Genomic DNA, 25,967 nt, shown 5'->3' on the forward strand with positions numbered 1-25,967 from the left:
GTCACGGCATCGACACTTACGGCTGGACTTGGACCGCGATCGGGCTTTAGCCTGAAAGCGACTGTCCGGGAGATGTCGATGAAGCTCGCACTGCGTCTGGCCCTGCTCGGATTGGCGCTCGCGCCCGTTGCTGCGCTTGGCGACAACAGCCCCCAGGTGGTGATGGCCACCCCGGGCGTCGGCGATGGCGGCTCGATTCGCTCCTTCACCACGCGCTTCAGTCAGCCGATGGTCCCGCTCGGCGATCCGCGCGCACCGTCGCCCTATGGCATCACCTGCACGGTCGATGGCGAGGGTCGCTGGGTCGATCCCCAGACCTATGTCTATGACTTCAGCGGCCCGCTGCCCGGCGGTACCACCTGCAGCTTCAAGCTGAATGCCGGGCTGAAGAGCGTGTCCGGCTACGCCGTCACCGGCCAGCAGGAATTCAAGGTCGATGCCGGCGGCCCGGTCGCCCGCGCGATCCTGCCGGCGCAATATGATGGCGAGATCGAGGAGGATCAGGTCTTCCTCGTTGCCGCCAACATGGCCCCCACTGCCGCCTCGGTCGGCGCCAATGCCTATTGCGCGGTCGACGGCATCGGCGAGAAGATTCCGGTCGACGTGCTCGCGGCCGACCTGCCCGGCAAGCTGCTCGGCGAGATGGGCACCGATAACTGGAACGTGCGCAGCTTCCTCGAAAATGCCGGCCTGCCCGCGGCGGTGCCGGCCAATGCGGGCGACCGGCAAAAGGCCTATGCCGCCGTCACGGCGCTTAAATGCCGCCGCCCACTGCCCCCGGGTCGCGACGTGGCGCTGGTATGGGGGGCGAACATCGCGGCCGTCGGCGGCAAGATCGCCGGCGCCGAGCAGCGTTTCGACTATACCGTGCGCAAGCCCTTCACCGCGCGGTTCGAATGCTCGCGCGTCAATGCCCAGGCCGGATGCAGCCCGGTCGAAAAGGCCTATGTCCGCTTTACCGCGCCGATCGCGATGAGCGCTGCCGAGCAGATTCGCATCACTACCGCCGACGGCAAGGCGCTGACCCCGGTGTTCGATGCCGATGAGAAGAAGAAGGCGACGATCAGCAGCATCACCTTCTCGGCGCCGTTGCCGCCAGCGACCGTCGCCAAGCTGACGCTGCCCGCCGGGATCAAGGACGAGAGCGGGCGCGTGCTCGCCAATGCCGAGCGTTTCCCGCTCGACGTCCGTTTCGACGAGGCGCCGCCGCTGGTGAAGTTCGCAGCGCCGTTCGGCATCCTGGAGGCGAAGGAACAGGGCGTTCTGCCCGTCACCGTGCGCAATGTGGAACCCTCGCTCCAGGGGCTCAGCACGGCGATCGCCGGCAAGTCGCTGCGGATCGACGGGTCGGACGGCAAGGTCGCCGAATGGCTGCGCATGGTCGACAAGGCCGATGACTATGAGAGCCATGAGGTCAAGCAGGGCTCGGAATCGATCACGATCAACGACACCGGCTCGAAGTCGATCCTGGCCGATGCCGGTGGGGCGCCGCTTCAGGTTGGGCTGCCCGGCAAGGGCAAGGATTTCGAGGTCGTCGGCATTCCGCTCGGCAAGCCCGGATTCTATGTCGTCGAACTGGCTAGCCCGGTGCTCGGCCAGGCCCTGCTCGGGCGCAAGGCACCGCGCTATGTCGCCTCGGCCGCGCTCGTCACCAACATGGCGGTGCATTTCAAATGGGGCAGGGAGCGCAGCCTTGCCTGGGTGACCCGGCTCGACACCGGCAAGCCCGTTGCGGGCGCGACGGTGCGGATCACCGACAGCTGCACCGGCGAACAGCTGGCGCGGGGCACCACCGATGCCAGCGGTGGCGTGTTCGTGCCGCAGGGCCTGCCCGAACCGGAAACCTATGGCAGCTGCGACAGCGGCAGCTCGCATCCGCTGATGGTGTCGGCGCGGCAGGACGATGATTTCAGCTTCACCCTGACGGCGTGGGGCGAGGGCATCCGGCCCTATGATTTCGACCTGCCTTATGGCTATCAGGCCAAGGGCGACATCCTCCACACCGTGTTCGATCGCGCACTCGTCCGCCAGGGCGAGACGATCAACATGAAGCACATCCTGCGCACCTCGATCGGCGCCGGCTTCGGCATGGCGCCCGCGCTCGAGGGTACATTGCGCCTGTCGCATCGCGGGTCGGACACCCAGTTCGACATGCCGCTCAAGATCGACGCCAACGGCATCGGCGAATCGAGCTGGACCGCGCCGCAGGGCGCGCCGATGGGCGATTACGACCTTCAGGTGATCGTCGGCGACAAGACGATCTACACGTCGCAGTCGTTCAAGGTCGATGTCTACAAACTGCCCACCATGCGCGCGACGGTGACCGGGCCGAAGGACGCGGCGGTGAAGCCCAAGACGCTGCCGCTCGACCTGTTCGTCGGCTACCTCTCGGGTGGCGGCGCGGCCAACCTGCCGGTCGATCTTCGCGTCGGCTATTTCGGGCGAAGCGTGACGCCCGAGGGGTACGAAGGCTACACCTTTGGCGGCAACGCCGTGAAGGAGGGCACCAAACCGCTCGATGGTGACGGTGAGGAGGAACAGACCCCACTTCCGCCGACCCAGACTCTTCCCGCCACGCTCGGTGGTGACGGTACGACCAAATCGGTGATCGAGGTGCCGCAGGGCCTGGACGGCGCGACCGACATGCTGGTCGAGATGGATTATGAGGACGCGAATGGCGAGGTGCTGACCGCCTCGCGCCGGATCCCGATCTTCCCGTCAGCGGTGCAGATCGGCATCAAGACCGATGGCTGGCTGATGAAGCAGGATGATCTGCGCCTGCGCTTCGTCGCGCTCGACACGTCGGGCAAGCCGCTCGCCAACCAGAAGATCTCGGTTGATCTTTACAGCCGCAAAATCCTGACCGCACGGCGTCGGCTGATCGGGGGCTTTTACGCGTACGACAACCAGATGAAGACCGAGAAGCTGGCCGGCACCTGCACCGCGACGACGGATGCTCAGGGCATGGCGCAGTGCAAGGCCGATCCCGGCGTCTCGGGTGAGGTCTATGCGGTCGCAACCACGACTGACGCCAACGGCAACGTGGCACGCGCCACGCGGTCGGTCTGGCTCGCCGGTGACGATGACTGGTGGTTCGGCGGCGACAATGGCGACCGTATGGACGTCGTGCCCGAAAAGACTGCGTACAAGGCAGGCGAAACGGCGCGCTTCCAGGTGCGCATGCCCTTCCGCGAGGCGACCGCTTTGGTCACCGTGGAGCGCGAGGGCGTGCTCTCCTCCTATGTCACCAATTTGTCGGGCACCGATCCGGTGGTCGAGGTGAAGATGCCGGGTTCCTATGCGCCGGACGTGTTCGTCTCCGTCATGGCGGTGCGTGGCCGGGTCGAGGGTGGCTTCTGGAGCTGGATCCACGGCATCGCGCAGAGTCTCGGCCTCGCCAGCGGCCCGCCCGCCGCGCCTGAGCCAACGGCGCTCGTCGATCTCGCCAAGCCCGCCTACCGGCTCGGCATGGCCAAGGTGAAAGTCGGCTGGGAGGCGCATCAGCTCCAGGTCGCGGTCAAGGCCGACAAGGAGAAATATGCCGCGCGCGACACCGCGCAGGTCGATGTTCAGGTGAAGACGCCTGACGGAAAGCCGGCGGCCACCGCCGATGTCGCCTTTGCTGCCGTGGACGAGGCGATCCTCCAGCTCGCGCCGAATGAAAGCTGGGACGTGCTGACCGCGATGATGGGCGAACGCTCGCTCTCGGTGCTCACCTCGACCGCGCAGATGCAGGTCGTCGGCAAGCGCCATTATGGCCGCAAGGCGGTCGAGGCGGGCGGCGGCGGCGGCAACGACATGTCGGGCCTCAACCGCGAGAATTTCCAGCCGGTGCTGCTGTGGAAGGGCCGGGTTGCGCTCGACGCGAATGGCCATGCCCGGATCCCGGTGGTGATGAGCGATGCCTTGTCCTCGTTCAAGCTGGTCGCCATCGCCACCGACGGTGCGCAATTGTTCGGCACCGGCACGGCGAGCGTCAGGACCGCGCAGGATCTGTCGATCTTTGCCGGCCTGCCGCCACTGGTGCGCACCGGCGACTATTTCGCGGCCGGCTTCACGCTGCGCAACGGCTCGGACAAGCCAATGAAAGTTACCGCCACGGTCGACGTCACCCCGCGCATCGCGCAGGGCAAACCGCTGACCGTGGTCATTCCGGCCGGCGGCGCTACGCCGGTCGCGTGGAATCTCACCGCGCCCGGCAATGTCGCCAATCTGCGCTGGCACGTCAGCGCGAAGGCGGAAAACGGCAAGGCGGTCGACCAGCTCACCGTCAACCAGGAGGTGATCCCCGCCGTGCCGGTCGAGGTGTGGGCGGCGACGCTTGCCCGGGTCGGTACCGACACGATGATCCCCATCGCCCCGCCCGCCGGTGCGCTGCCGGGTCGCGGCACGGTCGACATCAGGCTGGACGATACGCTCGCCCCGCCGCTTGCCGGCGTGCGCGCCTTCATGGCCGCCTATCCCTATGATTGTTTCGAACAGCGCCTGTCGCGCATCGTCGCGCTCGGCGACGCGGCGGGCTGGACGGCGCTGGCCGGGGCGATCCCGACCTATCAGGCGCCTGACGGGCTGCTCCGTTTCTGGCCCTCGGACACGCTGGAAGGATCGGAAATCCTGACTGCCTATGTCCTGTCGCTGACCGCCGATGCCGGCCTGCCTATCCCCGAGGCATCGCGCACGCGCATGATCGAAGGGCTGAAGGCAGTGCTCGACGGCCGCCTGCGGCACGAGACCTATGGCGACGTCAGGCTTGAGAAGGTCGCCGCCTTCACCGCGCTGGCGCGTGCCGGCGCGGCGACGCCGGCGATGCTCGGCCAGATCAGCATCACGCCGAAGGAGATGCCGACGGCGAGCGTCGCCGATTATCTGATGGCGCTCGACAATGTCCCCGGCCTCGCCAACGGCCCGGCGCTGAAGGCGGCGGCCGAGGGCGTGATCCGGTCGCGCATCGCTTATGAAGGCACGCGCCTCGACCTGACCGACGCGTCGAGCTCGGCCTGGTGGCTGATGTCGTCGAGCGACGAGGCGTCGATCAAGGCGCTGCTCGCCACGCTCGGCCGGCCCGGCTGGCAGGACGATGCCCCGAAGATGATGGTCGGCGTCGCGCTGCGCCAGGTGCGTGGCCATTGGGATACCACCACCGCCAATGCCTGGGGCACGGTCGCCGCGCGGAAATTCGCGACGCTCTACCCGGCCGAGGCGATCGCCGGCACCACCTCGCTGGTGCTCGGCAGCCGTACCATCGCCAAGGCATGGCCGCTCACCGTCGATCTTCGCCATGCCAGCTTCCCGCTGCCCGCCGCGCAGACGCCGCTCCGCCTGACCCAGTCGGGCGGCGCCGGCCCCTGGGCGAGCGTCTCGGTCTCGGCTGCGGTGCCGCTGACCAAGCCGCTCAACGCGGGCTATCGCATGTCGCGCAAGGTTGACGTGGTGCAGGCGCGTACCAAGGGCGTGCTGACCCGCGGCGACGTCGTGAAGGTGACGATCACGGTCGACTCCACCGCCGAGCGCAACTGGGTGGTGATCGACGACCCGATCCCGGCCGGCGGCACCATCATCGGTGATCTCGGCGGCCAGTCGAAGATTCTCGCAGATCAGGGCAGCAATGGCGGCGGCTTCGATTTCGTCGCGCAGGATGGCGAGGGCAAGCTGTGGAACGTCGAGGTCGGCGCCCAGCTCGCTTATGTCGAGCGCGGCAATGATTCGTGGCGTGCCTTCTTCTCCTGGCTGCCCAAGGGCAAGCTGACGGTCAGCTATCTGGTCCGCCTCAACGGTGCCGGCCGGTTCAACCTGCCGCCGTCGCGGGTCGAGGCGATGTATTCGCCCGCGATTCGCGCCCAACTGCCCAATGCGCCGATGACGGTGGCGCAGCGGTGATCGGATGGGAGAGCCACGAGACCCAGTACCGTTCGCCTTGAGCTTCTCGAAGGGTTGCGATTTTCTTCTGGACCGGGTCGAGAAGGCGGGAGCGTTCGGTCAGCGCCAACTGGAGCGCGGATGGGCGGCTTTGCGCACCCCAAAAGGCATGGCTTTTGCCGGCATCGGGCTGGTCGCGCTGCTGTATGGGGCAGCCGACTATGCCACCCTGCCGCCACCGCTCCCAGCCTATGTGCAGGTCCGCGCCGCCTGGCATCCGTCGGAGTCCTGGCTTTACGACCGCAATGGCGCGCTCATCGACAGCGCCCGGGTCGATTTCGCCGCGCGCCGGCTCGGCTGGACGCCGCTCGACAAGGTTTCGCAGGTCACCCGCAACACACTGGTCGGCGCCGAGGACCGTCGTTTCTACGGTCATGGCGGCGTTGACCTGCTCGCCCTGGCGGGCGTGGCGCGCAACAAGGCGCAGGGGGAACGCGCCCGCGGCGCCAGCACCATCACCATGCAGCTTGCCGGCTATCTCGCGCCGGATCTCGCCGCGCCCGGCTCGCGCCGCTGGTGGGACAAGATCCGCCAGATGCGTGCTGCCTGGGCGCTGGAGCGCGGCTGGAGCAAGGATCAGATTCTCGAGGCCTATCTCAATCTCGCCGGGTTCCGCGGTGAGGCGCAGGGCATCGGCGCCGCCGCGCTCGGCCTGTTCGGCAAGACGCCGGACGCGCTTGCCCGTGACGACGCGCTGCTACTCGCGGCGCTGCTGCCCGATCCCCAGGCCGATTCGACGCGAGTCGCGCGCCGTGCCTGCATCCTCGCCCACGAATCCGACTGCACCCGCTTTGCCGGCGAAGCAGCGTCGATGCTCGGCCCGACGCGCAGCCTCGCGCTCGATCCCGGCCTTGCCCCGCACCTTGCCGATCGCCTGCTGCGCAAGCCCGGTCTGCGCATCAAAACGACGCTCGACCGCCGTATCCAGCAACTCGCGATCACCGCGCTGAAACGCCAGCTTCAGGGGCTTGGCGGCGCGCGCGCACGCGATGGCGCGGTGGTGGTGCTCGACAATGAAAGCGGCGATGTGCTCGCCTATGTCGGCGGCATCGGCGGTGCCTCGACCGCGCCTTCGGTCGATGGGGCCAATGCCTATCGTCAGGCCGGATCGACCCTGAAGCCCTTCCTTTACGCCCAGGCGATCGAAAAGGGGTATCTCACCCCGGCGTCGATCCTCGAGGATTCGCCGGTCCAGCTCGACACCGCCTCGGGCCTGTATGTCCCGCAGAATTACGATCGCGGCTTCAAGGGGCAGGTTTCCGCCCGCTCCGCGCTGGCCGGATCGCTCAACGTGCCGGCCGTGCGTACCCTGCTGCTGGTCGGAGTCGATCCGTTCCGCGACCGGCTATGGGATACCGGCTATCGCGGCATGACCGAGGATGGCCAATATTACGGCTTCTCGCTTGCGCTCGGCTCGGCGGAAGTGACCCTGCTCGAACAGGCCGATGCCTACCGCAGCCTTGCCAATGGCGGCCGCTGGTCGCCGCTGCGCCTTACCGCCGATGCCCCGCGCGATCCCCCGCGCAAGGTCACCACGCCCCAGGCGGCCTGGATCGTCGACGACATGATGGCCGATCCCAATGCCCGCGCCGCGACCTTCGGGCTCGATTCGGCGCTGCGCCTTCCCTTCTGGGCGGCGGTGAAGACGGGCACGTCGAAGGCGATGCGCGACAATTGGTGCATCGGCTTTTCGGACAAATATACGGTGGCGGTCTGGGTCGGGAATCTGGAGGGCGATCCGATGCGTGCCGTCTCCGGCACCAGCGGCGCGGCGCCGGTGTGGCGGGACCTGATGCTGGCGCTGAACGCCGATCGCAAGGTCGTCGCGCCGCCGCGCCCGACGGGGGTGGAGCAGCGCGCGATCCGCTTCGCCAATCATGTCGAGCAGCCGCGGCTGGAATATTTCCTGGCCGGCACCGCGCAGACCGAGATTGCCGCCGCGCCCCAGGCCGCACGCCGGCCGCGCATCACCAACCCGGTCGCGGGCAGCGTCTATGCGATCGATCCCGACATCCCGCCCGATCGCCAGCGCCTCGCGGTCGGCGTCTCGGGCGAGGTGACCGCCCACCGCCTGCTGCTCGACAAGCGCGATCTCGGTGCCGCCGATTCGCAGCCCCAGATTCTAGCCCCACCCGGCCAGCACCGGCTGCGCCTGATCGACATCAACGGCCGGGTGGTCGACCAGGTCCTCTTCACCATCAGATAAAAAAGGCCGCGCCTACCCGAGGGTGGACGCGGCCATGCCCGGGCGGACTAGCCGCCCGAGCCGTGACGATCATCTTACCAGTAGAAGTTGCGAATCACGTCGACCACGACGCCACGGCGGGTGTCGACCAGCAGCACGTCGTTATAATGACGCACCCAGCGCTGGTTGTAGCCGACCGGCGCCAGGCGATAGCGCCACGGATCGTTGATGAAATAGCGCGGGCCGAAATAGCTGGACTGGATGCGTACGCCAGGGCGGAACGCGTTGTAACGGAACGGAGCCCGCCAGTTGCCGCGCGAATAGAGCGCGCGATTCTGGTTGCGATAGCTGTTCCAGTCGTTGCGGCCCCAGCGGCGATTGCGGTCGCGCACGTCCTCGCGCAATTCCTGCCGGGCATCGCGCACGTCGCGGCGCTCGTCGCGAACGTCGCGGCGATCACCACGGCGATACGCGTCGTTCAGTTCGCGCTGTTCCTGGCGAAGCTCGCGCCGGTCCTGGCGCACTTCGCGGTTCGACTGGGCCATCGCCGCCGTCGGCAACACCGTCGCCGCCATCAGCGTCAGGATGATGAATTTACGCATGATATCCTCCAATTTTCCCGGGGGCATCCGCATGGAATGCCGCCCCGGTCCTCTTCTCGCCGAGTCGCGCTGAACGGATCGCGAACCGTCCAGTCAGGCGATAGAAAGGATGGAAGGACGTCGGGCTCCAGCCCTTTGCGGGGATTACGGCGTGTCGCGGCCGCCCGAGTCGCCGCCGGCCGGGCCCATGCCCGCTGCGCCGACCGTGCCGATATTGCCGAACAGCTCGTCGAAGATGCTGCGCCTCCGGCCGAGCGTCGGGGTCTTCTCGCCCGACGGGCTGATCTTCGCGATCTGCTCGGCGCCGGTGCGGGTCACCGCGGTCACGTTGCCCTTGGCGTCGAAGCTGACCTTCAGCGTCGTCTGGGTCGTGACCTTGGGATTGTTATAGGCGAAATTGCGCGTGTCGCGGGCGATATAATACCATTCGCCCTGGTTGAACTGGCTGGCGAAGCTCGGCTTGCCCAGCACCTGGAGCACCGACTGGCGGTTGTCGACGCCCGGCTGAACCGAATTGACCAGGTCGACATCGACCACATAACCCTGATGCGCGCGAAGCGGCGTGCAGCCTCCGGCGGCGATTGTCGCGAGGCCCAGGGCGGCGCCCATCAGAAAGCGGGCGGTAATCACACTCATCATACTCTCCAGGCACGCCGGCGCGGCAACGCGCGTGCATTGCATCATGCGCCGCCAGCCTCAATATGCGGATGAACGCGGCCAAACAAGGGCACGCGCGGGAGACCTTGAGACGTGCAATGGATCGCGAAGCTGTTCGGTAGCCGGGATGAAGAGACGCTGCCGCTCTATAATGCGGTCGTCGCACGTGCCAGGCTGCCCCAATGGTATGAAGCGGGTGCGGTTCCCGACACGATCGACGGTCGGTTCGACATGGTGGCGACGGTCCTCTCTTTCGTCCTGCTCAGGCTCGAGGCCGATCCCGCCGCTGCCGGGCCGAGCGCAAAGCTGACCGAGCGTTTCGTCGACGACATGGACGGGCAACTGCGCGAGATCGGCATCGGCGACATCGTGGTCGGCAAGCATATCGGCAAGATGATGAGCATGCTGGGTGGACGCCTCGGCGCCTATCGCGACGCGGCGACCCCGGCCGATCTCGATGCGGCGCTGGTCCGCAACCTGTATCGCGGTACCGCGCCCGAGGCGGCGGCGCTGGCGCACGCGCGCGATTCGCTGCTGGCGCTGCGCGAATCGCTCGCCGCAACGCCGACGGCGACCCTGCTTGCAGGGCAGCTACCATGACGGCGCCCGAATTCTCCCGGCCGGAACGGATCGACACGATCGGCGAAGGCGAGCGCGAGGTTGCGGTCTCGGCCTCGCCGGCGGAACGCGCTGCCCTTGCGATACGCTTCGGGCTGAAGGCGATCGACCGACTCGAAGGGACGTTCCGTGTCCGCCGCGACGCGGCTGGCGTGGTCGCGCGCGGCCGCGTCGTGGCGGAGGTCGTCCAATCCTGCGTCGTCACCGACGATCCGGTTCGCGTCGCGGTCGACGAACCCGTCGCGTTGCGCTTCGTTGCCGGAGACGAAGGCGAAAGCGCCGAGGTCGAGCTGAGCGAGGATGCGCTCGATACGATGGGCTTCGACGGCGCTGCGATCGATCTGGGCGAGGCGGCGGCCGACACCATGGCGCTCGCGCTCGATCCCTTCCCGCGCGGCCCGAACGCAGCGGCGGCACTGAAGGAAGCGGGCGTGATCAGCGAGGAAGAGGCGAAGCCGCTCGGCGCGCTGGCGGGCCTGGCCGACCTGAAAGCGAAGCTCGAAAAGCGGTAGCCGAGCCGCCAATCAAGCCGTCACCCCGGACTTGTTCCGGGGTCCATCGTGCCGGCAACGCAGACGATGAAGGTACGTTGTACCGTTCCGCATGAGGGCCAGCCCCAGCGGATGCGGAGCAATGGATGCCGGAACAAGTCCGGCATGACGAAGGGAGATAGCGGAAGGTAGCAGGACTCAGTCCTGGTCAGGCCCCAGGCTCGGGTCCAGATCCCGCGGCCGGACGAACAGCGCCAGCGCCGCGCCGCCAGCGGCAATATCCCCCCAGGATGCCACGTCGAATCGCAATTGAGCGGTGCTCGCGGTCGGGAATTTCTTCTCGACATCGTCGCGCAGCGGCTGCCCGTCCGAATCGGGCACCAGCAACAGCACCAGATCCTCCAGCCCCGGATTATGCCCGATCAGCAGTGCATCGTCGGCGCCCTCGGGCAGTTCGTGGATCACATCAAGCAGGGTCGTCGCCGAGGCGAGGTAGATTCGCCGGTCCCAGGCCGGTGCCAGCGCGGCACCATAGCCGGTCGCGACCTGCTCGATCGTCTCCATCACGCGCACCGCGGGGGAGGCGACGACCTGGTCGAATTTCAGGCCAAGCGTCCGCCAGTTGCGCCCGACCAATTGGGCGGCGCGCTTGCCCTTGCCGTTCAGCGGTCGATCGAAATCGCGCAGCACGGGATCGTCCCAGCCCGATTTGGCATGGCGCAGGAGCGTCAGCGTCTTCATCCCGGCAAGCGTCTCCGTCAGGCTTCCTCTCGGGTCTCATGCCCGACATGGCTGACAGAAGGAAGACGGCCCGCGTGCACTACCGCTTCGTCGAGGGTGACGCGAGACACCTTCACGCCGGGCGGAAAGGCGGTCAGCAGGCGCGACGGCATCGCCGCGGAGAGCAAAACGAAGATGCCGTGATCGTCGGCCCGGCGGATCAACCGCCCGAACGCCTGGGCGAGCCGCGCGCGCACGATGCGGTCGTCATAGGCGCTGCCGCCGCCGGCCAGTCGCCGCGCCGCATGCAGCACGGTCGGCTTGGGCCAGGGCACACCCTCCATCACCACCAACCGAAGCGACCGGCCGGGTACATCGACGCCATCACGCAGCGCATCGGTGCCGAGCAAGGAGGCGGAGGCATCGTCACGGAAGATGTCGACCAGCGTACCGGTATCGATCGGATCGACATGCTGGGCGTAAAGCGGCAGCCCGTCACGCGCGAGCCGGTCGGCGATCCGCGCATGCACCCCGCGCAGCCGCCTGATCGCGGTGAACAGCCCCAGCATCCCGCCGCCCGAGGCGACGCCGAGTCGCGCATAGGCATTGGCGAGCGCCCCCATGTCACCGCGCTTCACATCGGTGACGATCAGCACCTCGGCCTGGGACGCATAGTCGAACGGGCTCACTGCCTCGAACCGGCTCGCCCCGCGGATCAGATGCTGCGCCCCGGTTCGCGCCTCGGCGACCTCCCAGTCGCCCCCGCCGCGCAGCGTCGCCGAGGTGACGAGCGCGCCGTGGGCCTGTTTCAGCACCGTCTCGGCAAAGGGTTTGCTCGGGTCGAGCCAGTGGCGGTGCAGGCCGATGTCATATTCGCGCCCCTCGATCCGGTCGACCGCCAGCCAGTCGACATAATCGGGCGTCGCCGGGCCGCCGATCCGCGCGAGCAGCGACAGCCAGGCGGCGACCGTCTCGGCGCGCCAGCCGATCGAGGCGATCGCCCCTTCGATCCGCGCCCGGGCCTGCCCGTCCATCCAGTCCGGCGCCTCGGCCAGCACCGCCTCGAGCCGTCGCCCCAAAGTGACGAGCGGCCGCACCAGCGCGTCGAGCGCATGGGCCGCTGGCCCGGCTGCCTCGATCAGCGCTGCGTCGGGCTCGGCCAGTTCGGTCTCCAGCCCGTACCCGGCATCGCCGGCCGCCTCGGCGCGCGCATAGGTCAGCCCGCGTACCGCCGCGAGCAAGGTTTCGACCGGCCCGAACGGCGCGCCCTCGCTCAGCCGTTGCAGCCAGCCATCCGCGGCCAGCGCGCCCGCCGCCTTGATCGCGTCGCCAATGGCCACGCCGCCGCCCTCGTCATAGCTCGCCACGTCGGACAGACGGGCCGCCAGCCCGCGCCGCCGGCCGCGTCCACCCGATTCGGGGCCGAGGATCCAGCGCCTGAGCTCGATCGTCTCCTGCCCGGTCAGCGCGGTCGAAAACATCGAATCCGCCGCGTCGAAGATGTGATGCCCCTCGTCGAACACGTAGCGCGTCGGTCGCGTTGCCAGCTCGCGGCCTCGTGCCGCGTTGACCATCACCAGCGCATGGTTGGCGATGACGATGTCCGCCTCGGTGCTCGCGCGGGCCGCGCGTTCGATGAAGCATTTCCGGTAATGCGGGCAGCCGGCATAAACGCATTCGCCGCGCCGGTCGGTCAGCGCGGTCGATCCGTTGCGTCGGAACAGGGTCGGCAACCAGCCGGGCAGGTCGCCGCCGACCATGTCGCCATCCGCGCTATAGGCGGCCCAGCGCGCGACAAGCTGCGCCAGGATCGCCGCCCGCCCGGCAAACCCGCCCTGCAGCGCATCCTCCAGGTTGAGCAGGCAGAGATAATTCTCCCGCCCCTTTCGGGTCACCACCTTGGCCTTGCGGATCTCGGCATCGGGGAACAGCCGCGCGCTCTCATGCCCCAATTGCCGCTGAAGCGCCTTGGTGAAGGTCGATACCCACACCGCGCCGCCGGCCTTTTCGGACCAGAGCGAAGCCGGGGCGAGATAGCCGAGCGTCTTGCCGATGCCGGTGCCGGCCTCGGCCAGCACCATGTTGGGCGACTCGCGCACCATACGCGGGCCGAACGCCTCCATCGCCGCCTGGGCAAAGGCGCGCTGCCCCGGCCGTTGCTCGGCGCCATTGCCGGTCAGATGCGCGAGTCGTGCCTGCGTCTCCTCGGGGTCGAGCGAGATGGTGCGTGGCGCAGGGCGCGGTGCCACTTCGGACCATTCCGGCAGCCTGGAGAACAGCCAGCGTTCGGCGGTCGCGGGTTTGGCCAGCCGATCCGCCACGACCGGCGCCCAGGTCCAGCGCAGCCTGAACAGCGATTGGGCGGCGGTCCAGGCCCCTTCGCGCTCGGCCCATTCGCCTTTGGGCAGCTCGAGCAGCTTTTCGGCGGCGCTGCGCAGGAAGGCGGCCACCTCAGCGTCGCTCGCCGGCGCGTCGAGCCCGGTCTCCCGCGCCAGCCCGCGCGGCGTCGGCACCATGAAACGTGCGGGGCAGAGAAAGGCGAACAACTCCAGCACGTCCAATCCGGACAGGTCGGCATAGCCAAGCCGCTGCGCGATCAGCGGCGCGTTGAGCACGATCACCGGCGTATCGGCCGCGATCCTGATCGCCTCGCCCCGCCCGATCGGCCGGGTACCCTCGGCATCGGCGATCCAGATGCCGCTATGGCTTGCGTGCAGGGCGGGATAGGGAAGGGCCACGCCTATGCCATCGCGCGAATGGAACGAAATGGCAACGGTGGCCCGTCGCATTCAGCGGTTACTACTAGTCTTCTACCCCGGCGAAGGCGGGGTCCAGTTGGGAAGGCTCGAGTGACTGGCTGCAACGCAAATTTCAGACGTCTCCCAACTGGCCCCCGATCTCCGCCAGGGAAGGGCCGAAAAAGAAGCCCGCCCCCTCTGCATCTGACATGATGTTGTCGCTCACGCACCGTCGCGCTACTGCGCCCCGCATGACGACACCCGAACTCCGCGCCGCCGCTCTCGAATCCAAAGCCTGGCCGTACGAAGAGGCGCGCAAGCTGCTCAAGCGCTATCCGGACGGGAAACAGGGTGCGCCGGTGTTGTTCGAGACCGGCTACGGTCCTTCGGGCCTGCCGCATATCGGCACGTTCAACGAAGTGCTGCGCACGACGATGGTGCGCAACGCCTTCCACGCGCTGAGCGACACGCCGACCCGGCTCGTGGCGTTTTCGGACGACATGGACGGCCTGCGCAAGGTGCCGGACAATGTCCCGAACAAGGCGATGCTGACCGAATATCTCGGCAAGCCGCTGACCAAGGTGCCCGATCCGTTCGAGAAGTTCGAAAGCTTCGCGCACCACAATAACGCGATGCTGCGCGATTTCCTCGATCGCTACGGCTTCGACTATGAATTTCTGTCCTCGACCACCGAATATGCCTCGGGGCGCTTCGATCCGACCCTGAAGCTGATCCTGCAGCGCTACCAGGCGATCATGGACGTGATGATCCCCACGCTCCGCGCCGAGCGCGCCGCGACCTACTCCCCGATCCTGCCGATCAGCCCGAAATCGGGGATCGTGCTCCAGGTGCCGGTCGAGGTGGTCGATGCCGAAGCAGGGATCATCGCCTTCATGGATGATGGCGACCGGATCGAGCAGTCGGCGCTCGGCGGCATGGCCAAGCTGCAATGGAAGGTCGACTGGGCAATGCGCTGGACGGCGCTCCAGGTCGATTACGAGATGTCGGGCAAGGATCTGATCGACAGCGTCACCCAGGCGTCGAAGATCACGCGCGTGCTCGGCGCTCGCCCGCCCGAGGGCCTCACCTATGAGATGTTCCTCGACGAAAAGGGCGAGAAGATCTCCAAGTCCAAGGGCAACGGCCTCAGCCTCGACGACTGGTTGACCTATGGGCCCGAGGAGAGCCTAGCCTTCTACATCTATCGCGAGCCGCGAAAGGCCAAGTCGCTGCACATGGGCGTCATCCCGCGCGCGGTGGACGAATATTGGCAGTTCCGCGGCAATTATGCCGGACAGGAACTGAAGGAGAAGCTCGGCAACCCGGTCCATCACATCCATGACGGCAAGATGCCGACGGGCGAGCTGCCGGTGACTTTCGGGCTGTTGCTCAACCTGGTCGGGGTGATGGGCGATGCGACCAAGGAACAGGTCTGGAGCTATCTCTCCAACTATGTGCCCGATGCGACCGCCGAGGCCTATCCGGAACTCGACCGGCTGATCGGTCATGCGCTTGCCTATGGGCGCGATTTTGTCGCCCCGACGCTCAAGCGCCGCGCGCCGGAGGGTGTCGAGGTCGCGGCGCTCGAACGGCTCGATGCAGATCTCGCCGCGCTACCGACAGAGGCCAGCGCCGAGGATATCCAGAACATCGTCTATGAGATCGGCAAGACCGCTGGTTTCGAGAGCCTGCGCGACTGGTTCAAGGCGCTGTACGAGACTCTGCTCGGCTCGTCCCAGGGCCCGCGCATGGGCAGCTTCATCGCGCTCTACGGTATCGAGAACAGCCGCAAGCTTATCGCCGAGGCGCTGGCGCGCTGACGAAAGGGGGCCGGGCCATGCTGATCCGGCCCGCGCGTCCCGGCGATGCCGTCGCCATCTGGTCGATCATCGGCCCGGTCGTCCGGGCCGGGGAGACCTATGCGCTCGACCGCGACCTCAGCGAGGCAAAGGCGATCGCTTATTGGATGGGCGCCGATCGGGAGACGTTCGTCGCGGAAGAGGGCGGACAGGTGCTCGGCACCTATTATATCAGGCCCAATCAGGCCGGGGGCGGCGGGCATGTCGCCAATTGCGGCTATATGACCCATGCCGACGCACGCGGCCGCGGTGTGGCGCGGGCGATGGCCGAACATTCCCTGGATCATGCACGGGCACGGGGCTTTCGCGCGATGCAATTCAATTTCGTGGTGAGCAGCAACGAGCGAGCCGTACGCCTCTGGCAATCGCTGGGGTTCGACATCACCGGCACCCTGCCGCTGGCGTTCGAGCATCCTACGCTCGGGTTCGTCGATGCCTTCGTGATGTTCCGGGAACTCTGAAAACTCCTCTTCCTAAAACTCCCTCTCCCAGCGGGAGAGGCAAGGGCGAGGGCGACATAGGTGCACCACACAATATGAGACTTCCGGCACGGCGGGCGAAACGAAATCCGCCAGGATGCAGTCCCTGCATTGTCTATTGCGTGGGTGTTCCGTCCCGACTTTCCTTGCCATCCGGCGGTGACGCCCGGCATAGCGAGCGGTGAAAGGGAGACGCGATGACCAGCCCGAAACATCTTTATGGCTCAGCGCTGCGCGGCTTCCTCGCCAGTGAGGCGGCGGGGGGAATCCTGCTGATCATGGCGTCGGCGCTGGCGATGATCGCCGCCAACTCGCCCTTCGCCGCCGATTATTTCCATCTGCTGCATATTGAGACCGGGCCGGTGCTCGCCCCGGCGATCGGCCCGATGACGGTGCATCTCTGGGTCAATGATGGCCTGATGGCGCTGTTTTTCCTGCTGGTCGGGCTCGAGATCAAGCGCGAGCTGGTCGACGGGCGACTCGCGTCGCCCGAACGACGGCGCCTACCGATCATCGCTGCGGCCGCTGGCATGGCGTGCCCGGCGATCCTCTATCTCGCCGTCACCGGCGGCGCGGCCGATCTGCGTGCCGGATGGGCGATCCCGGCCGCGACCGACATCGCCTTCGCCATCGGCGTGCTGGCGCTGCTCGGCTCGCGCGTGCCCGCCTCGCTCAAGCTGTTCCTCACCACGGTCGCGATCGTCGACGATATGGGCGCGGTGGCGATCATCGCCGTCTTCTATAGCCACGGCCTGTCGTTGCTCGCGCTTGCCGGGGCAGCGATCGTCATGGGCGGCATGGTCGCGATGAACCGCTTCGGCATGACGCGGCTCTGGCCCTATCTCCTGGCTTTCGTGGTGCTCTGGCTGCTGGTGCTGCTGTCCGGCGTGCATGCAACCATTGCCGGCGTCGTCGCGGCGGTCACCATCCCAATCCGCTGTTCGCCCGGCGCGCCCGATCATGAAGAATCGCCGCTTCATCGGCTCGAACACGGACTCAATCCCTGGGTGGCGTACGGCGTGGTGCCGCTGTTCGGCTTCGCCAATGCGGGCGTGTCGCTGGCTGGGCTCGGTGCGTTCATCCTGATCGAACCACTGGTGCTCGGCATCGCGCTCGCGCTCTTCTTCGGCAAGCAGTTCGGCATCTTCGGCAGCATCCGCCTCGCGGTATGGTTGGGAATTGCCAAGCCCCCGGGCGGCGCGACCTGGGCGCAGGTTTACGGCGTCGCGCTGCTGGCGGGGATCGGTTTCACCATGAGCCTGTTCATCGGCGGCCTCGCCTTCCCCGGCAATGCGGCACTGATGGACGAAGTGAAGATCGGCGTGCTTGCGGGGTCGATCCTGTCGGCGGTCATGGGGTTCATCCTGCTGTACGTCGCTGGTTCCCGAAACGAGCGGGCCTGATGCCCGCAGGGGGTGCGACGGTTGCGCCGGCCACCGCGGCGCACGACAAGGTCGGGATGCGCCGTTTCTTCGATTCCCGTCAGCTAGCCCATGCTCCGCTGACGGAGCTGCACAATGGCGGCTTCACCGATTATGCGGAACGGCCGGTACGCGCTGAGGCGGTCGCCGGCACACTCGGCAATTTCGAGGCGCCGACCGACCATGGCGACGCGGCGATCCGCGCCGTTCATGACGCGGGCTATCTCGATTTCCTGAAAACGGGCCCTGCGCGCTGGGCAGCGGCGGGGCGGCCGGGCGACGTGATCGGCTATATCTGGCCGATCGTGGCACGGCGCGGATTGAAGCTCGACCGGATCGACGCGCTCGCCGGCCGCTACAGCCTCGACGCCTCGACTCCGCTGACTGCGGATACCTGGGATGCCGCCTATTGGAGCGCGCAGTCGGTCCTGTCGGCGCTGGGTGCAGTACAGGGCGGCGACCGCGCCGCCTTCGCGCTCTGCCGCCCGCCCGGCCACCATGCCGGCGCCGATTATCTCGGTGGCTATTGCTATCTCAACACTGCGGCGATCGCGGCGCAGGCGGCGCGTGATGCCGGCGCGGCGCGGGTCGCGATCCTCGATATCGACTATCATCACGGCAACGGCACGCAGGACATTTTCTGGGCGCGCGGCGATGTCTTCTACGCCTCGATCCATGCCGATCCGGCGACCGACTATCCCTTTTTCTGGGGCCATGACGACGAGACCGGCGAAGGAGAAGGGGCCGGTGCCACCCTGAACCTGCCCCTGCCGCAGGGAGCCGGGCTCGACGCCTTTCGCGAAGCCCAGACCGCCGCGCTCGACGCCATCGCCCATTTCGCGCCCGAGCTGCTGATCCTGAGCTTCGGCGCCGACACCTGGGACGGCGACCCGATCTCCTTCTTCCGGCTCACGACGGAGGACTATGCAGTGCTCGCCCGCGATGTGGCGGCGCGCGGCTGGCCGACGGTGATCGCGATGGAGGGTGGCTACGCCGTCGAGGCGCTCGGCGCCAATGTCGCCAGCCTGCTCTCCGGCTTTGCCGCCTGACTCAGGCCGGCCGGGTCTCCGCGTCGGGCACCTGGATGACCGACAGAAACAGGCCGAGCTGGCGGATCGCCTGGGCGAAGCTTTCGTAATTGACTGGCTTGGTAATGTAGACGTTCGCGCCGAGATCATAGCTGCGCTCGATCTCGACCTTGTCGTCGGTGGTCGTCAGAACGACCACCGGCGTACGTCGCAGAGCGGGCTCGCTCTTGATCTTCGCCAGGATGTCGTTGCCATTCATATCGGGCAGGTTGAGGTCGAGCAGCACGAGTGACGAGTCGCGAGGCGCCGGCCCATCCTTGTGGCCGAACAGATAGTCGAGCGCTCGCGTCCCGTCGGTGAAGTGGACGATCTCGTTCAGGATCCCCGCCCGCCGGATATTCTTCTCGATCAGCCGCGCGTGACCTTCGTCATCCTCGATCATCACGATGCTGACTGTGTGGTGATCGTTCATCTAATTCCCCTGTATTTCTAAGTCCCCTGTATTTCGGAGAGTGTGGCGGGAAGCGAAAGGCGGAAGATGGCACCTTTGCCGAGATCTGACCGGACATCGATAACGCCGCCGAGCCGATACGCCAAGGCTCGCACATGGGCCAGGCCGATGCCTTCGCCTGGCTGGTCCTGATTGCCCGACCGGCGGAACAGGTCGAACACACGCGCATGGTCGGCACGGGCGATGCCACGCCCATTGTCGCTGACCTCGAAGGTCACGCGACCGCCGCCGCGCGCGCCGCGCACTTCGATCAGCCCGCGCCGACCGGGCTCGAGATATTTCACCGCATTCTCGATCAGATTGGCGAAGATCTGTTCGAGCGCGAGCCGGTCGCTGACGATCTCGGGCAGATCGTCCTGGATCACCAGCTCCGTACAGCTATCGTCGATCAGATGCTGCAGGGTCGCACCCACCGTGTGGATCAGCGCGATCATGTCGATCCGCTCAGGCGTGATCAGACGCCGGCCTTCGCGGGAGAGCTTGAGGATCGCGTCGATCAGCCGCTCCATCTTCTCGCTCGAGGTGCGGATGAAGCGAATCGCTTCCGGCATGTCCTGGCGCGCGGCGTTGCGCGCTTCCTCGGTGAGGAGTCCGGGAGCCGCTGCCTCGATCCGGTCGATCAGTTCGGTGATGGCGTTCGTTGCGGTATCGAGCTCGGCGGTGAAGCCCATGACATTGATCAGGGGCGCCCGCAGGTCGTGGCTGACGATATAGGCGAAACGCTGAATCTCCTCGTTCGCCCGGCTAAGGTCGGCGGTCCGTTCGTCGACCAGTTCCTCAAGCGATTCGGCGAAATTGCGCAGCGCGTCGCGCGAGGTGGCAAGATCGCTGGTATAGCGCAGCACGGTCAGCAGCGAGGCGACCGCCACGAACAGCAGCAGCGCAGCGGCGACGCTGATGGTCACATGGAAGGTCCGTACGCTCGCCTGCTGCTCGGCGTCGCGAAGGGCGAGAAGGTTTTGCTCCTCCCGTTCCATCGCCTTGCCGAGATCGCGAATGCCGCGCATCCGGCGCGCGGTGGTCTCGTCGGTGAAGGCGCTGATCGCCGCGTCGATCCGTCCCGACTCGACCAGAGCATTGGTGATGTCGCGGCGCTGCTCGATCGCTGCGACCAGCCCGCGCAGCCGGGCGAGATTGGCCTTCTCCCGGGGGTTGTCGGCGGTCAGCGCGTCGATCCTTTGCAGGGCGGCGGGGATTTGCGCGGCGATCGTCTTGTAGCTGGTCAGATATTCCTGCTGTCGCGCGATGATATAGCCGCGCCGTACCGACTCCGCCTGCTCGACCAGGATGTTGGCGCGCGCGATCGCCAGCTGCACCTCATAGGTGTGGTTGACCGCGCGGATATGTTGCTCGTTGCGCCCGGTCGACCACACGGCGGCGATGCCGACCGCGATCAGGCTGGCGAAGCCGATCGCCATGCAGGCGATCAGGAAACGGCCCATCGACTGGTCCGCCCATCCGACGCGGCGGGCGATCCCCTCGAACATCGGTCTGTCGGCCATGCCGCATTTCTAGAGACGCGATACCATAAACGCCAGCACCGCCCGGCCGATGCGGCGCCGTCTCAGAGAAGGGTGCCTCTCAGAACAGGGCGCCCTGCAGCGTGGTCCGCCCGACCGCACCGCCGCCCCTGCGCCGGGCCAGTTCGGTCTCGGCGGTGAAGCGCACGTCGATGTCGCGGTCGCCCAGGAAACGGGCGAGCGATTCGTCCTCGATCTCGCGCCAGTCCTTGCCGCGATCCGGCCCTTGGCGAACACGCGGCAACAGGCCCGGCAGGTTCGACCATTCGACCAGCTGAGGCAGTCCGACTTCGTTCAGCATGTCGCGCAGGTGGAAGGCGGTGACATAGGCATCGGGAAAGGCGCGGTGCGCGGGCAGGCCGCGCTCATGCTCGATTCCCGCGGGCTTGCGCCAGTAGCGCAACACCTGGTTGGAAAAGCTCGGGCAATCCGGCCATAGCCGCATCGCGCACTTCCAGGTGCACACCCAGTCGGCGTTCCGGGTCAGGGCGGGAGTACAGAATTCGAGTTCGGCCGTCGTGCGATGCGCGGCGAGCGCGAGTCGGCGCGGCCAGGGATCGAGCACGGCGCGGGCGACGTCGTGCCAGAAGGGCGCATCAGCGACCTGCTCGTCCAGGATATGGTGGATCGCCTGCGTGATCGGCGGGATCGGACGGCCTGGATTGACCAGCCGGCTGCCACCCTCGCCGTAGAGTTCCCAGCGCCCATCGGCACCGAGCACGACATCCTGCCACCCGATCTCGCACACGCCATGCATCGGTGGGGCCGGCCCGGTGGTCTCGAGGTCGACGACGCGGATAAGCTGGGGTGGAGGGGGAGGCATCGGCCCTAGGTGGCGGTTTGAGGGCTGAAATGCGAGTCCCTTGAGGCCCCTCCCCGAAGGGAGGGGCCTGGAAGGCTCCCCACCGGCTTTAATGCCCCGCTTGTTCGCCGCGGATGATGCCGCTCGCGGCAAGCTGCGCGTCGATCATCGCCATCAGCCGGTCGAGCCCGGCCTGGTCCTTTGCCTCGGCGCGCGCGACGAGCACGTCCTGGGTATTGGAGGCGCGGAGCAGCCACCAGCCATCCGCCGTGTTGACCCGCGCGCCATCGGTACGATTCACGTCGGCGCCCTCGGCCTCGAGCCGGTCGAGAACCTCGTCGACCACCGCGAACTTGCGGCTCTCATCGACCTGGAAGCGCATTTCGGGCGTGTTGACCATGGCCGGCATCGCGCCGCGGATCTCGGTCATCGACTTGCCGATCATGTGCACCGCGCGGATCAGCCGGACCGCGGCATATTGCGCGTCGTCGAACCCGTAATAATCGTGCGCGAAGAAGATGTGCCCGCTCATCTCGCCGGCAAGCGGAGAGTTGGTCTCCTTCATCTTCATCTTGATCAGGCTGTGGCCGGTCTTCCACATCAGCGGCTCGCCGCCCAGTTCCGCGATCCGGTCGTACAGCGCCTGGCTCGCCTTCACGTCGGCGATGATGGTCGAACCGGGGAGTTCCTTCAGCACCGGCTCGGCGAGGATTGAGAGCAGCTGGTCGCCCCAGATCACCCGGCCCTGGCCGTCGATCGCGCCGATCCGGTCGCCATCGCCGTCGAAGGCGAGGCCGAAATCGAGCTGCTTCTCGGCGACGAGCTTCTTCAGGTCGGCGAGATTCTTCTCCTCGGTCGGGTCGGGATGATGGTTGGGGAAGGTACCGTCAACCTCGGTAAACAGCAGATGATGCTCGCCCGGCAGCAGCTTGGTCAGCTTCTCGATCACCGGCCCGGCTGCACCGTTGCCCGCGTCCCAGCCGACCCGGTAGGCGCCGCCGGCATAGCCCGCCAACAGACGTCCGACATAATCGTCCTCGATGTCGAAGTCGGAGACGCTGCCTTCGCCCTCTTCCCAGTCGCCTTCCTCGGCCAGCTTGCCGAGATCCAGGATGTCGGCGCCGAAGAACGGCAGGTGCTGCAGCACCATCTTGAAGCCATTGTAATTGCCGGGGTTATGACTGCCGGTAATCTGGATGCCGCCATCGACCTCGAGGATCGCCTCGGCATAATAGAGCATCGGCGTCGGCCCCATGCCGACCCGAACGACGTCGACGCCGCTCGCAGTCAGGCCGGCGATCAGCGCCGCTTCGAGCTCGGGCGAGGAGATGCGGCCGTCATAGCCGACTGCGACACGGGTGCCGCCTGCGCGCCGTACGCGCGTGGCGAAACCGCGGCCGATCGCATTGGCGTCGGCCGGGCCGAGCGTCTTCCCGACGATACCGCGAATGTCATATTCGCGCAGGGAAGTGGGGTCGAAGCGGTGCGTCATCGGTCCTCCGGTCATGATGTCGAGCGCCCAATAATCGAGCGCCGTGAAAGTTCATTGTAGGGAAAGGTCAGTCGCGGCTTTTGAGCAATGTGTCGCGCGCCGCATTGATGCGCCGGGCCAGCTCGGCCGATCCGCCGCGATCGGGGTGGACGGCGGCGACGAGGCGGCGATGCGCGGCGCGGATCGCGTCCGCGTCCGCGGCACGGTCGACGCCCAGGATGGCACGGGCCTCTTTCTCGTCGATCGGCGGCGTCGGCGCGCTGCGGCGCAGGAACAGCCAGACGCCGAACAATAGCAGTCCGATGAAGACCAGCTTCGCCATCAGGCGAACAGCGGCAGCGCTGGCTCGGGCAGGCCGAGCGCCGCCATCATCTCGCGCAGCTCCTGCCGGGCCGCGACGTGCGCCAGCCCCATCTCGCCGAACTCACGTGCGTCGAGCATGGTCAGGCCCTTGGGGAAGAGCTCGCGATAGATCACGCGCTCGCCGAGCCCGGGGATGATGCGGAAACCGACTCGCTTGGAAAGCTGGTCGAGCGCCTCGGACACGCGGCGCATGTTGCGCGCCTCGATATGCTGGACGCGGTTGCGCAGCACGACCCAGTCGATCGTCGATCCGTCCGCCTTCGCGCGCGCCTTGCGCGCGTCCCAGATCAGCTCGGCATAGAAGCTAGGGCGGGTCACCTTGTAGGTGACCGGATCGACCTGGCCGATCAGGTCGAAATCGACGAAACTGTCGTTCATCGGCGTAACCAGCGTGTCGGCCTTTTGCGCCGCGATGCGGGCGAAACGGTCGTCGCGACCGGGCGTGTCGATCACCAGGAAGTCGGCGCCTTCGGCCAGCGCCTCCAGCGTTTCGGTGAAGCGCGCCAGGCTTTCGCCGTCATGGGTCGCGTGGCGGGGGATGTTCAGCTCGCGCCCGGTGCGTTTCGCCGTCGCCTGACGATTGTCGAGATAGCGTCCCATGGTCCGCTGGCGATGGTCGAGATCGAACGCGGCAACGCGCGCGCCGCGTACCTGCAGCGCGATGGCGACATGGACGGCGGTCGTCGATTTGCCGGTGCCGCCCTTCTCGTTGGCGAACACGATGATATGTGGCTTCTGTGCAACCGTCGACAAGTCGCTCGTGTCCCTGATGATTGGCCGTATTGATCGGTCGCGCTGCCCCCCATAGAAGGCCCGCCCCGTCCTCCCGTCCTTATCGAAGGCCCATCAAGCGTGCAAACCATCCGTCAACTCGATCTGCTCCGTGGCGGGATTGCCGAATTCCGCGAGCAGGGGGCGACGATCGCGCTCGTACCGACCATGGGCGCGCTGCATGCGGGCCATATGGCGCTGATCGAGGCGGCGAAACGCCCGGGCACGCGCGTGGTCGCGTCGATCTTCGTCAATCCGAAGCAGTTCGGCCCGAACGAGGACCTGTCGCGCTATCCCCGCAAGGAAACCGCGGACATCCGCATGCTGACGGCGGCGGGCTGCGACCTGCTGTGGATCCCGCCGGTCGAGGTGATGTACCCGGAAGGCTTCGCGACCAACGTCTCGGTCGCCGGCGTCAGCGAAGGGCTCGACGGCGCCGCCCGGCCCGGCCATTTCGACGGGGTCGCGACGGTCGTGTCGAAGCTGTTCAATCAGGTCCGCCCCGACATCGCCTGGTTCGGCGAGAAGGATTACCAGCAGCTCGCGGTCATCCGCCGCATGGTCGCCGATCTCGATTTCGGCATCGAGATCATGGGCTTGCCGACCCAGCGCGAGGATGACGGCCTCGCCCTCTCGTCGCGCAACGTCTATCTCGACGACGACGAGCGCAGCCGGGCAGTGGCGCTGCCGCGCGCTCTAGGCGTGGCAGCAAGGGGCATCGGCAAGGGCGACGATGTCGAGACGGTGCTCGTCACCGCACGGGAGTCGCTGGCCGCCGCCGGATTCGAGGTCGACTATGTCACGCTGGTGGATGCCGAGACGCTGAAGGAAAGTCCGGATCCCGATCGTCCGCGCCGCCTGCTGGCCGCCGCGAAGATGGGCACGACCCGCCTGATCGACAATATCGCGGTATGATCCGCAAAGATGCTTAAGTCGCATTAACCATTTGTTGAAAACTTCACCCCAAGATCGCCCGACAGGGATGGATAACAGGGGTGAAGAACATGGGCAGCAGCCTGAAGAGCGCGCAGTTTCTGATCGACAGCCGGCTGGCCGACGCGGCCCGGGGCGACAGGGACGCGTTCTACGAACTCGGCATGGTCTATTCGAGTGGCGCCGCCGGCATCGGCGTCGACCTGATCGAGGCGCATAAATGGTTCAACCTGGCCGCTGTCGCGGGCAGCGAAGCGGCCCAGGCCTGCCGCAGCGAAATCGCCGAGGACATGACCGCGCGCGAGATCGCCGAAGCACAAAAGGCGGCCCGCGCATGGCTGCACCTGACGAGCGCCCGCGCCGCCTGAGCTGAATCGCCGCCCACATCGACGGGGCGCGCCAAAAGGAATAGAACCGCCTCCACAATTATATGGAGGGGGCAATGCAACTCACGATCACTGCGCTCACCGCAGCCGCGCTGGCACTGCTGCTGGTCTTTCTGTCGATCACGACGATCCGGATGCGCATGAAGCATCGCGCGTCCTATGGCGACGCGGGCCAGCACGATCTGATCTCTGCCATCCGCGCGCATGGCAATCTCACCGAATATGCTCCGATCGGCATCATCCTGATCGCCCTGCTCGAAAGCGGCGGGGCCAACCGGACGCCCCTCGCCATCGCCGCGGCCGCCTTTGTCGGCGCGCGCCTGCTCAACGCGGCCGGGCTGTTCAACCCGCCCGGGCCGCCACGCCCGGCGCGCTCGATCGGCATCGTTGCCACCCTGCTGATCCTGCTCGGCCTGGCCCTATGGCTCGCGCTGCGAGTGCTGATGCCCGACGCCGGCTGACCCACGCACCGTTA

The 25,967-nt window shown here is 67.0% G+C and carries 21 protein-coding genes; 11 read left to right on the forward strand and 10 right to left on the reverse strand.

Features of this window, described 5'->3' with window-relative positions; translation table 11 throughout:
* The first annotated feature begins 78 nt into the window (after positions 1–78).
* Together AC1DT7_RS02565 and pbpC are read left to right on the forward strand one after the other, a co-directional pair.
* The gene (locus AC1DT7_RS02565) at positions 79–5,877 is read left to right on the forward strand and encodes an alpha-2-macroglobulin family protein (protein ID WP_478033997.1); all 5,799 of its coding nucleotides are present in this window, start codon (positions 79–81) and stop codon (positions 5,875–5,877) included.
* Between the two features lie 148 nt (positions 5,878–6,025).
* The gene (pbpC, locus tag AC1DT7_RS02570; protein ID WP_478034242.1) at positions 6,026–8,122 is read left to right on the forward strand and encodes a penicillin-binding protein 1C; all 2,097 of its coding nucleotides are present in this window, start codon (positions 6,026–6,028) and stop codon (positions 8,120–8,122) included.
* Positions 8,123–8,196: 74 nt separating this feature from the next.
* On the opposite strand, the gene AC1DT7_RS02575 is transcribed toward pbpC, so the two are convergent.
* The gene (locus AC1DT7_RS02575) at positions 8,197–8,703 is read right to left on the reverse strand and encodes an RcnB family protein (RefSeq protein ID WP_478033999.1); all 507 of its coding nucleotides are present in this window, start codon (positions 8,701–8,703) and stop codon (positions 8,197–8,199) included.
* 144 nt (positions 8,704–8,847) lie between these two features.
* Positions 8,848–9,339, reverse strand: coding sequence for an outer membrane protein assembly factor BamE (locus tag AC1DT7_RS02580; RefSeq protein ID WP_478034000.1), 492 nt, complete (start codon positions 9,337–9,339; stop codon positions 8,848–8,850).
* Between the two features lie 114 nt (positions 9,340–9,453).
* Here AC1DT7_RS02580 and AC1DT7_RS02585 point away from each other — a divergent pair, with 114 nt between their 5' ends.
* Together AC1DT7_RS02585 and AC1DT7_RS02590 are read left to right on the forward strand one after the other, a co-directional pair.
* Complete coding sequence (locus AC1DT7_RS02585) at positions 9,454–9,960, forward strand: ubiquinol-cytochrome C chaperone family protein (protein ID WP_478034001.1); 507 nt, start codon at positions 9,454–9,456, stop codon at positions 9,958–9,960.
* Positions 9,957–10,490, forward strand: coding sequence for a YceD family protein (locus tag AC1DT7_RS02590; RefSeq protein WP_478034003.1), 534 nt, complete (start codon positions 9,957–9,959; stop codon positions 10,488–10,490). Before AC1DT7_RS02585 ends, AC1DT7_RS02590 begins: the two co-directional genes overlap by 4 nt.
* Before the next feature lie 177 nt (positions 10,491–10,667).
* Here the strand turns inward: AC1DT7_RS02590 and AC1DT7_RS02595 are convergent, their stop codons facing one another.
* Complete coding sequence (locus AC1DT7_RS02595; protein WP_478034004.1) at positions 10,668–11,210, reverse strand: SixA phosphatase family protein; 543 nt, start codon at positions 11,208–11,210, stop codon at positions 10,668–10,670.
* Positions 11,211–11,227: 17 nt separating this feature from the next.
* On the reverse strand, positions 11,228–13,978 hold the full coding sequence (locus AC1DT7_RS02600; protein WP_478034006.1) for an ATP-dependent DNA helicase: 2,751 nt from the start codon (positions 13,976–13,978) through the stop codon (positions 11,228–11,230).
* Between the two features lie 200 nt (positions 13,979–14,178).
* On the opposite strand from AC1DT7_RS02600, the gene AC1DT7_RS02605 reads away from it, so the two are divergent.
* The 4 genes from AC1DT7_RS02605 to AC1DT7_RS02620 all read left to right on the forward strand — a co-directional run bounded on the left by AC1DT7_RS02605 (position 14,179) and on the right by AC1DT7_RS02620 (position 18,735).
* Positions 14,179–15,747, forward strand: a complete 1,569-nt coding sequence (locus tag AC1DT7_RS02605; protein ID WP_478034007.1) for a lysine--tRNA ligase — start codon at positions 14,179–14,181, stop codon at positions 15,745–15,747.
* 17 nt (positions 15,748–15,764) lie between these two features.
* Entirely contained in the window at positions 15,765–16,247 is a 483-nt protein-coding gene (locus AC1DT7_RS02610) for an N-acetyltransferase family protein (protein WP_478034009.1), read from the forward strand.
* A gap of 215 nt (positions 16,248–16,462) precedes the next feature.
* Complete coding sequence (gene nhaA / locus AC1DT7_RS02615) at positions 16,463–17,668, forward strand: Na+/H+ antiporter NhaA (protein WP_478034010.1); 1,206 nt, start codon at positions 16,463–16,465, stop codon at positions 17,666–17,668.
* A 56-nt stretch (positions 17,669–17,724) separates the two neighbouring features.
* On the forward strand, positions 17,725–18,735 hold the full coding sequence (locus tag AC1DT7_RS02620; protein ID WP_478034243.1) for a histone deacetylase family protein: 1,011 nt from the start codon (positions 17,725–17,727) through the stop codon (positions 18,733–18,735).
* Position 18,736: 1 nt separating this feature from the next.
* Here AC1DT7_RS02620 and AC1DT7_RS02625 read toward each other — a convergent pair whose 3' ends face one another.
* The 6 genes from AC1DT7_RS02625 to AC1DT7_RS02650 form a co-directional block, all read right to left on the reverse strand.
* Positions 18,737–19,186, reverse strand: a complete 450-nt coding sequence (locus tag AC1DT7_RS02625; protein WP_478034012.1) for a response regulator — start codon at positions 19,184–19,186, stop codon at positions 18,737–18,739.
* A 17-nt stretch (positions 19,187–19,203) separates the two neighbouring features.
* On the reverse strand, positions 19,204–20,727 hold the full coding sequence (locus tag AC1DT7_RS02630; protein ID WP_478034013.1) for a sensor histidine kinase: 1,524 nt from the start codon (positions 20,725–20,727) through the stop codon (positions 19,204–19,206).
* Between the two features lie 79 nt (positions 20,728–20,806).
* Complete coding sequence (locus tag AC1DT7_RS02635) at positions 20,807–21,568, reverse strand: 3'-5' exonuclease (RefSeq protein ID WP_478034014.1); 762 nt, start codon at positions 21,566–21,568, stop codon at positions 20,807–20,809.
* A gap of 88 nt (positions 21,569–21,656) precedes the next feature.
* Positions 21,657–23,039 carry a phosphoglucomutase/phosphomannomutase PgmG gene (gene pgmG / locus AC1DT7_RS02640; protein ID WP_478034245.1) on the reverse strand — a complete coding sequence of 461 codons (1,383 nt, stop codon included), beginning with the start codon at positions 23,037–23,039 and terminating at the stop codon, positions 21,657–21,659.
* A gap of 67 nt (positions 23,040–23,106) precedes the next feature.
* Positions 23,107–23,361: a DnaJ domain-containing protein gene (locus AC1DT7_RS02645; RefSeq protein WP_478034015.1), complete on the reverse strand. Its 255-nt coding sequence runs from the start codon at positions 23,359–23,361 to the stop codon at positions 23,107–23,109.
* A complete protein-coding gene (locus AC1DT7_RS02650; RefSeq protein WP_478034016.1) occupies positions 23,361–24,155 on the reverse strand; it encodes a division plane positioning ATPase MipZ in 795 nt (264 codons plus the stop codon). Before AC1DT7_RS02650 ends, AC1DT7_RS02645 begins: the two co-directional genes overlap by 1 nt.
* Positions 24,156–24,254: 99 nt before the next feature.
* On the opposite strand from AC1DT7_RS02650, the gene panC reads away from it, so the two are divergent.
* The 3 genes from panC to AC1DT7_RS02665 all read left to right on the forward strand — a co-directional run bounded on the left by panC (position 24,255) and on the right by AC1DT7_RS02665 (position 25,953).
* A complete protein-coding gene (gene panC / locus AC1DT7_RS02655; RefSeq protein WP_478034017.1) occupies positions 24,255–25,088 on the forward strand; it encodes a pantoate--beta-alanine ligase in 834 nt (277 codons plus the stop codon).
* A gap of 89 nt (positions 25,089–25,177) precedes the next feature.
* Positions 25,178–25,474, forward strand: coding sequence for a hypothetical protein (locus tag AC1DT7_RS02660; RefSeq protein ID WP_478034019.1), 297 nt, complete (start codon positions 25,178–25,180; stop codon positions 25,472–25,474).
* Positions 25,475–25,548: 74 nt separating this feature from the next.
* Positions 25,549–25,953 (forward strand): MAPEG family protein, encoded by a 405-nt coding sequence (locus tag AC1DT7_RS02665; protein WP_478034021.1) that lies wholly within the window; start codon positions 25,549–25,551, stop codon positions 25,951–25,953.
* The last annotated feature ends 14 nt before the right edge of the window (positions 25,954–25,967 follow it).

This window comes from Sphingomonas sp. P3_C6 (assembly GCF_056402595.1).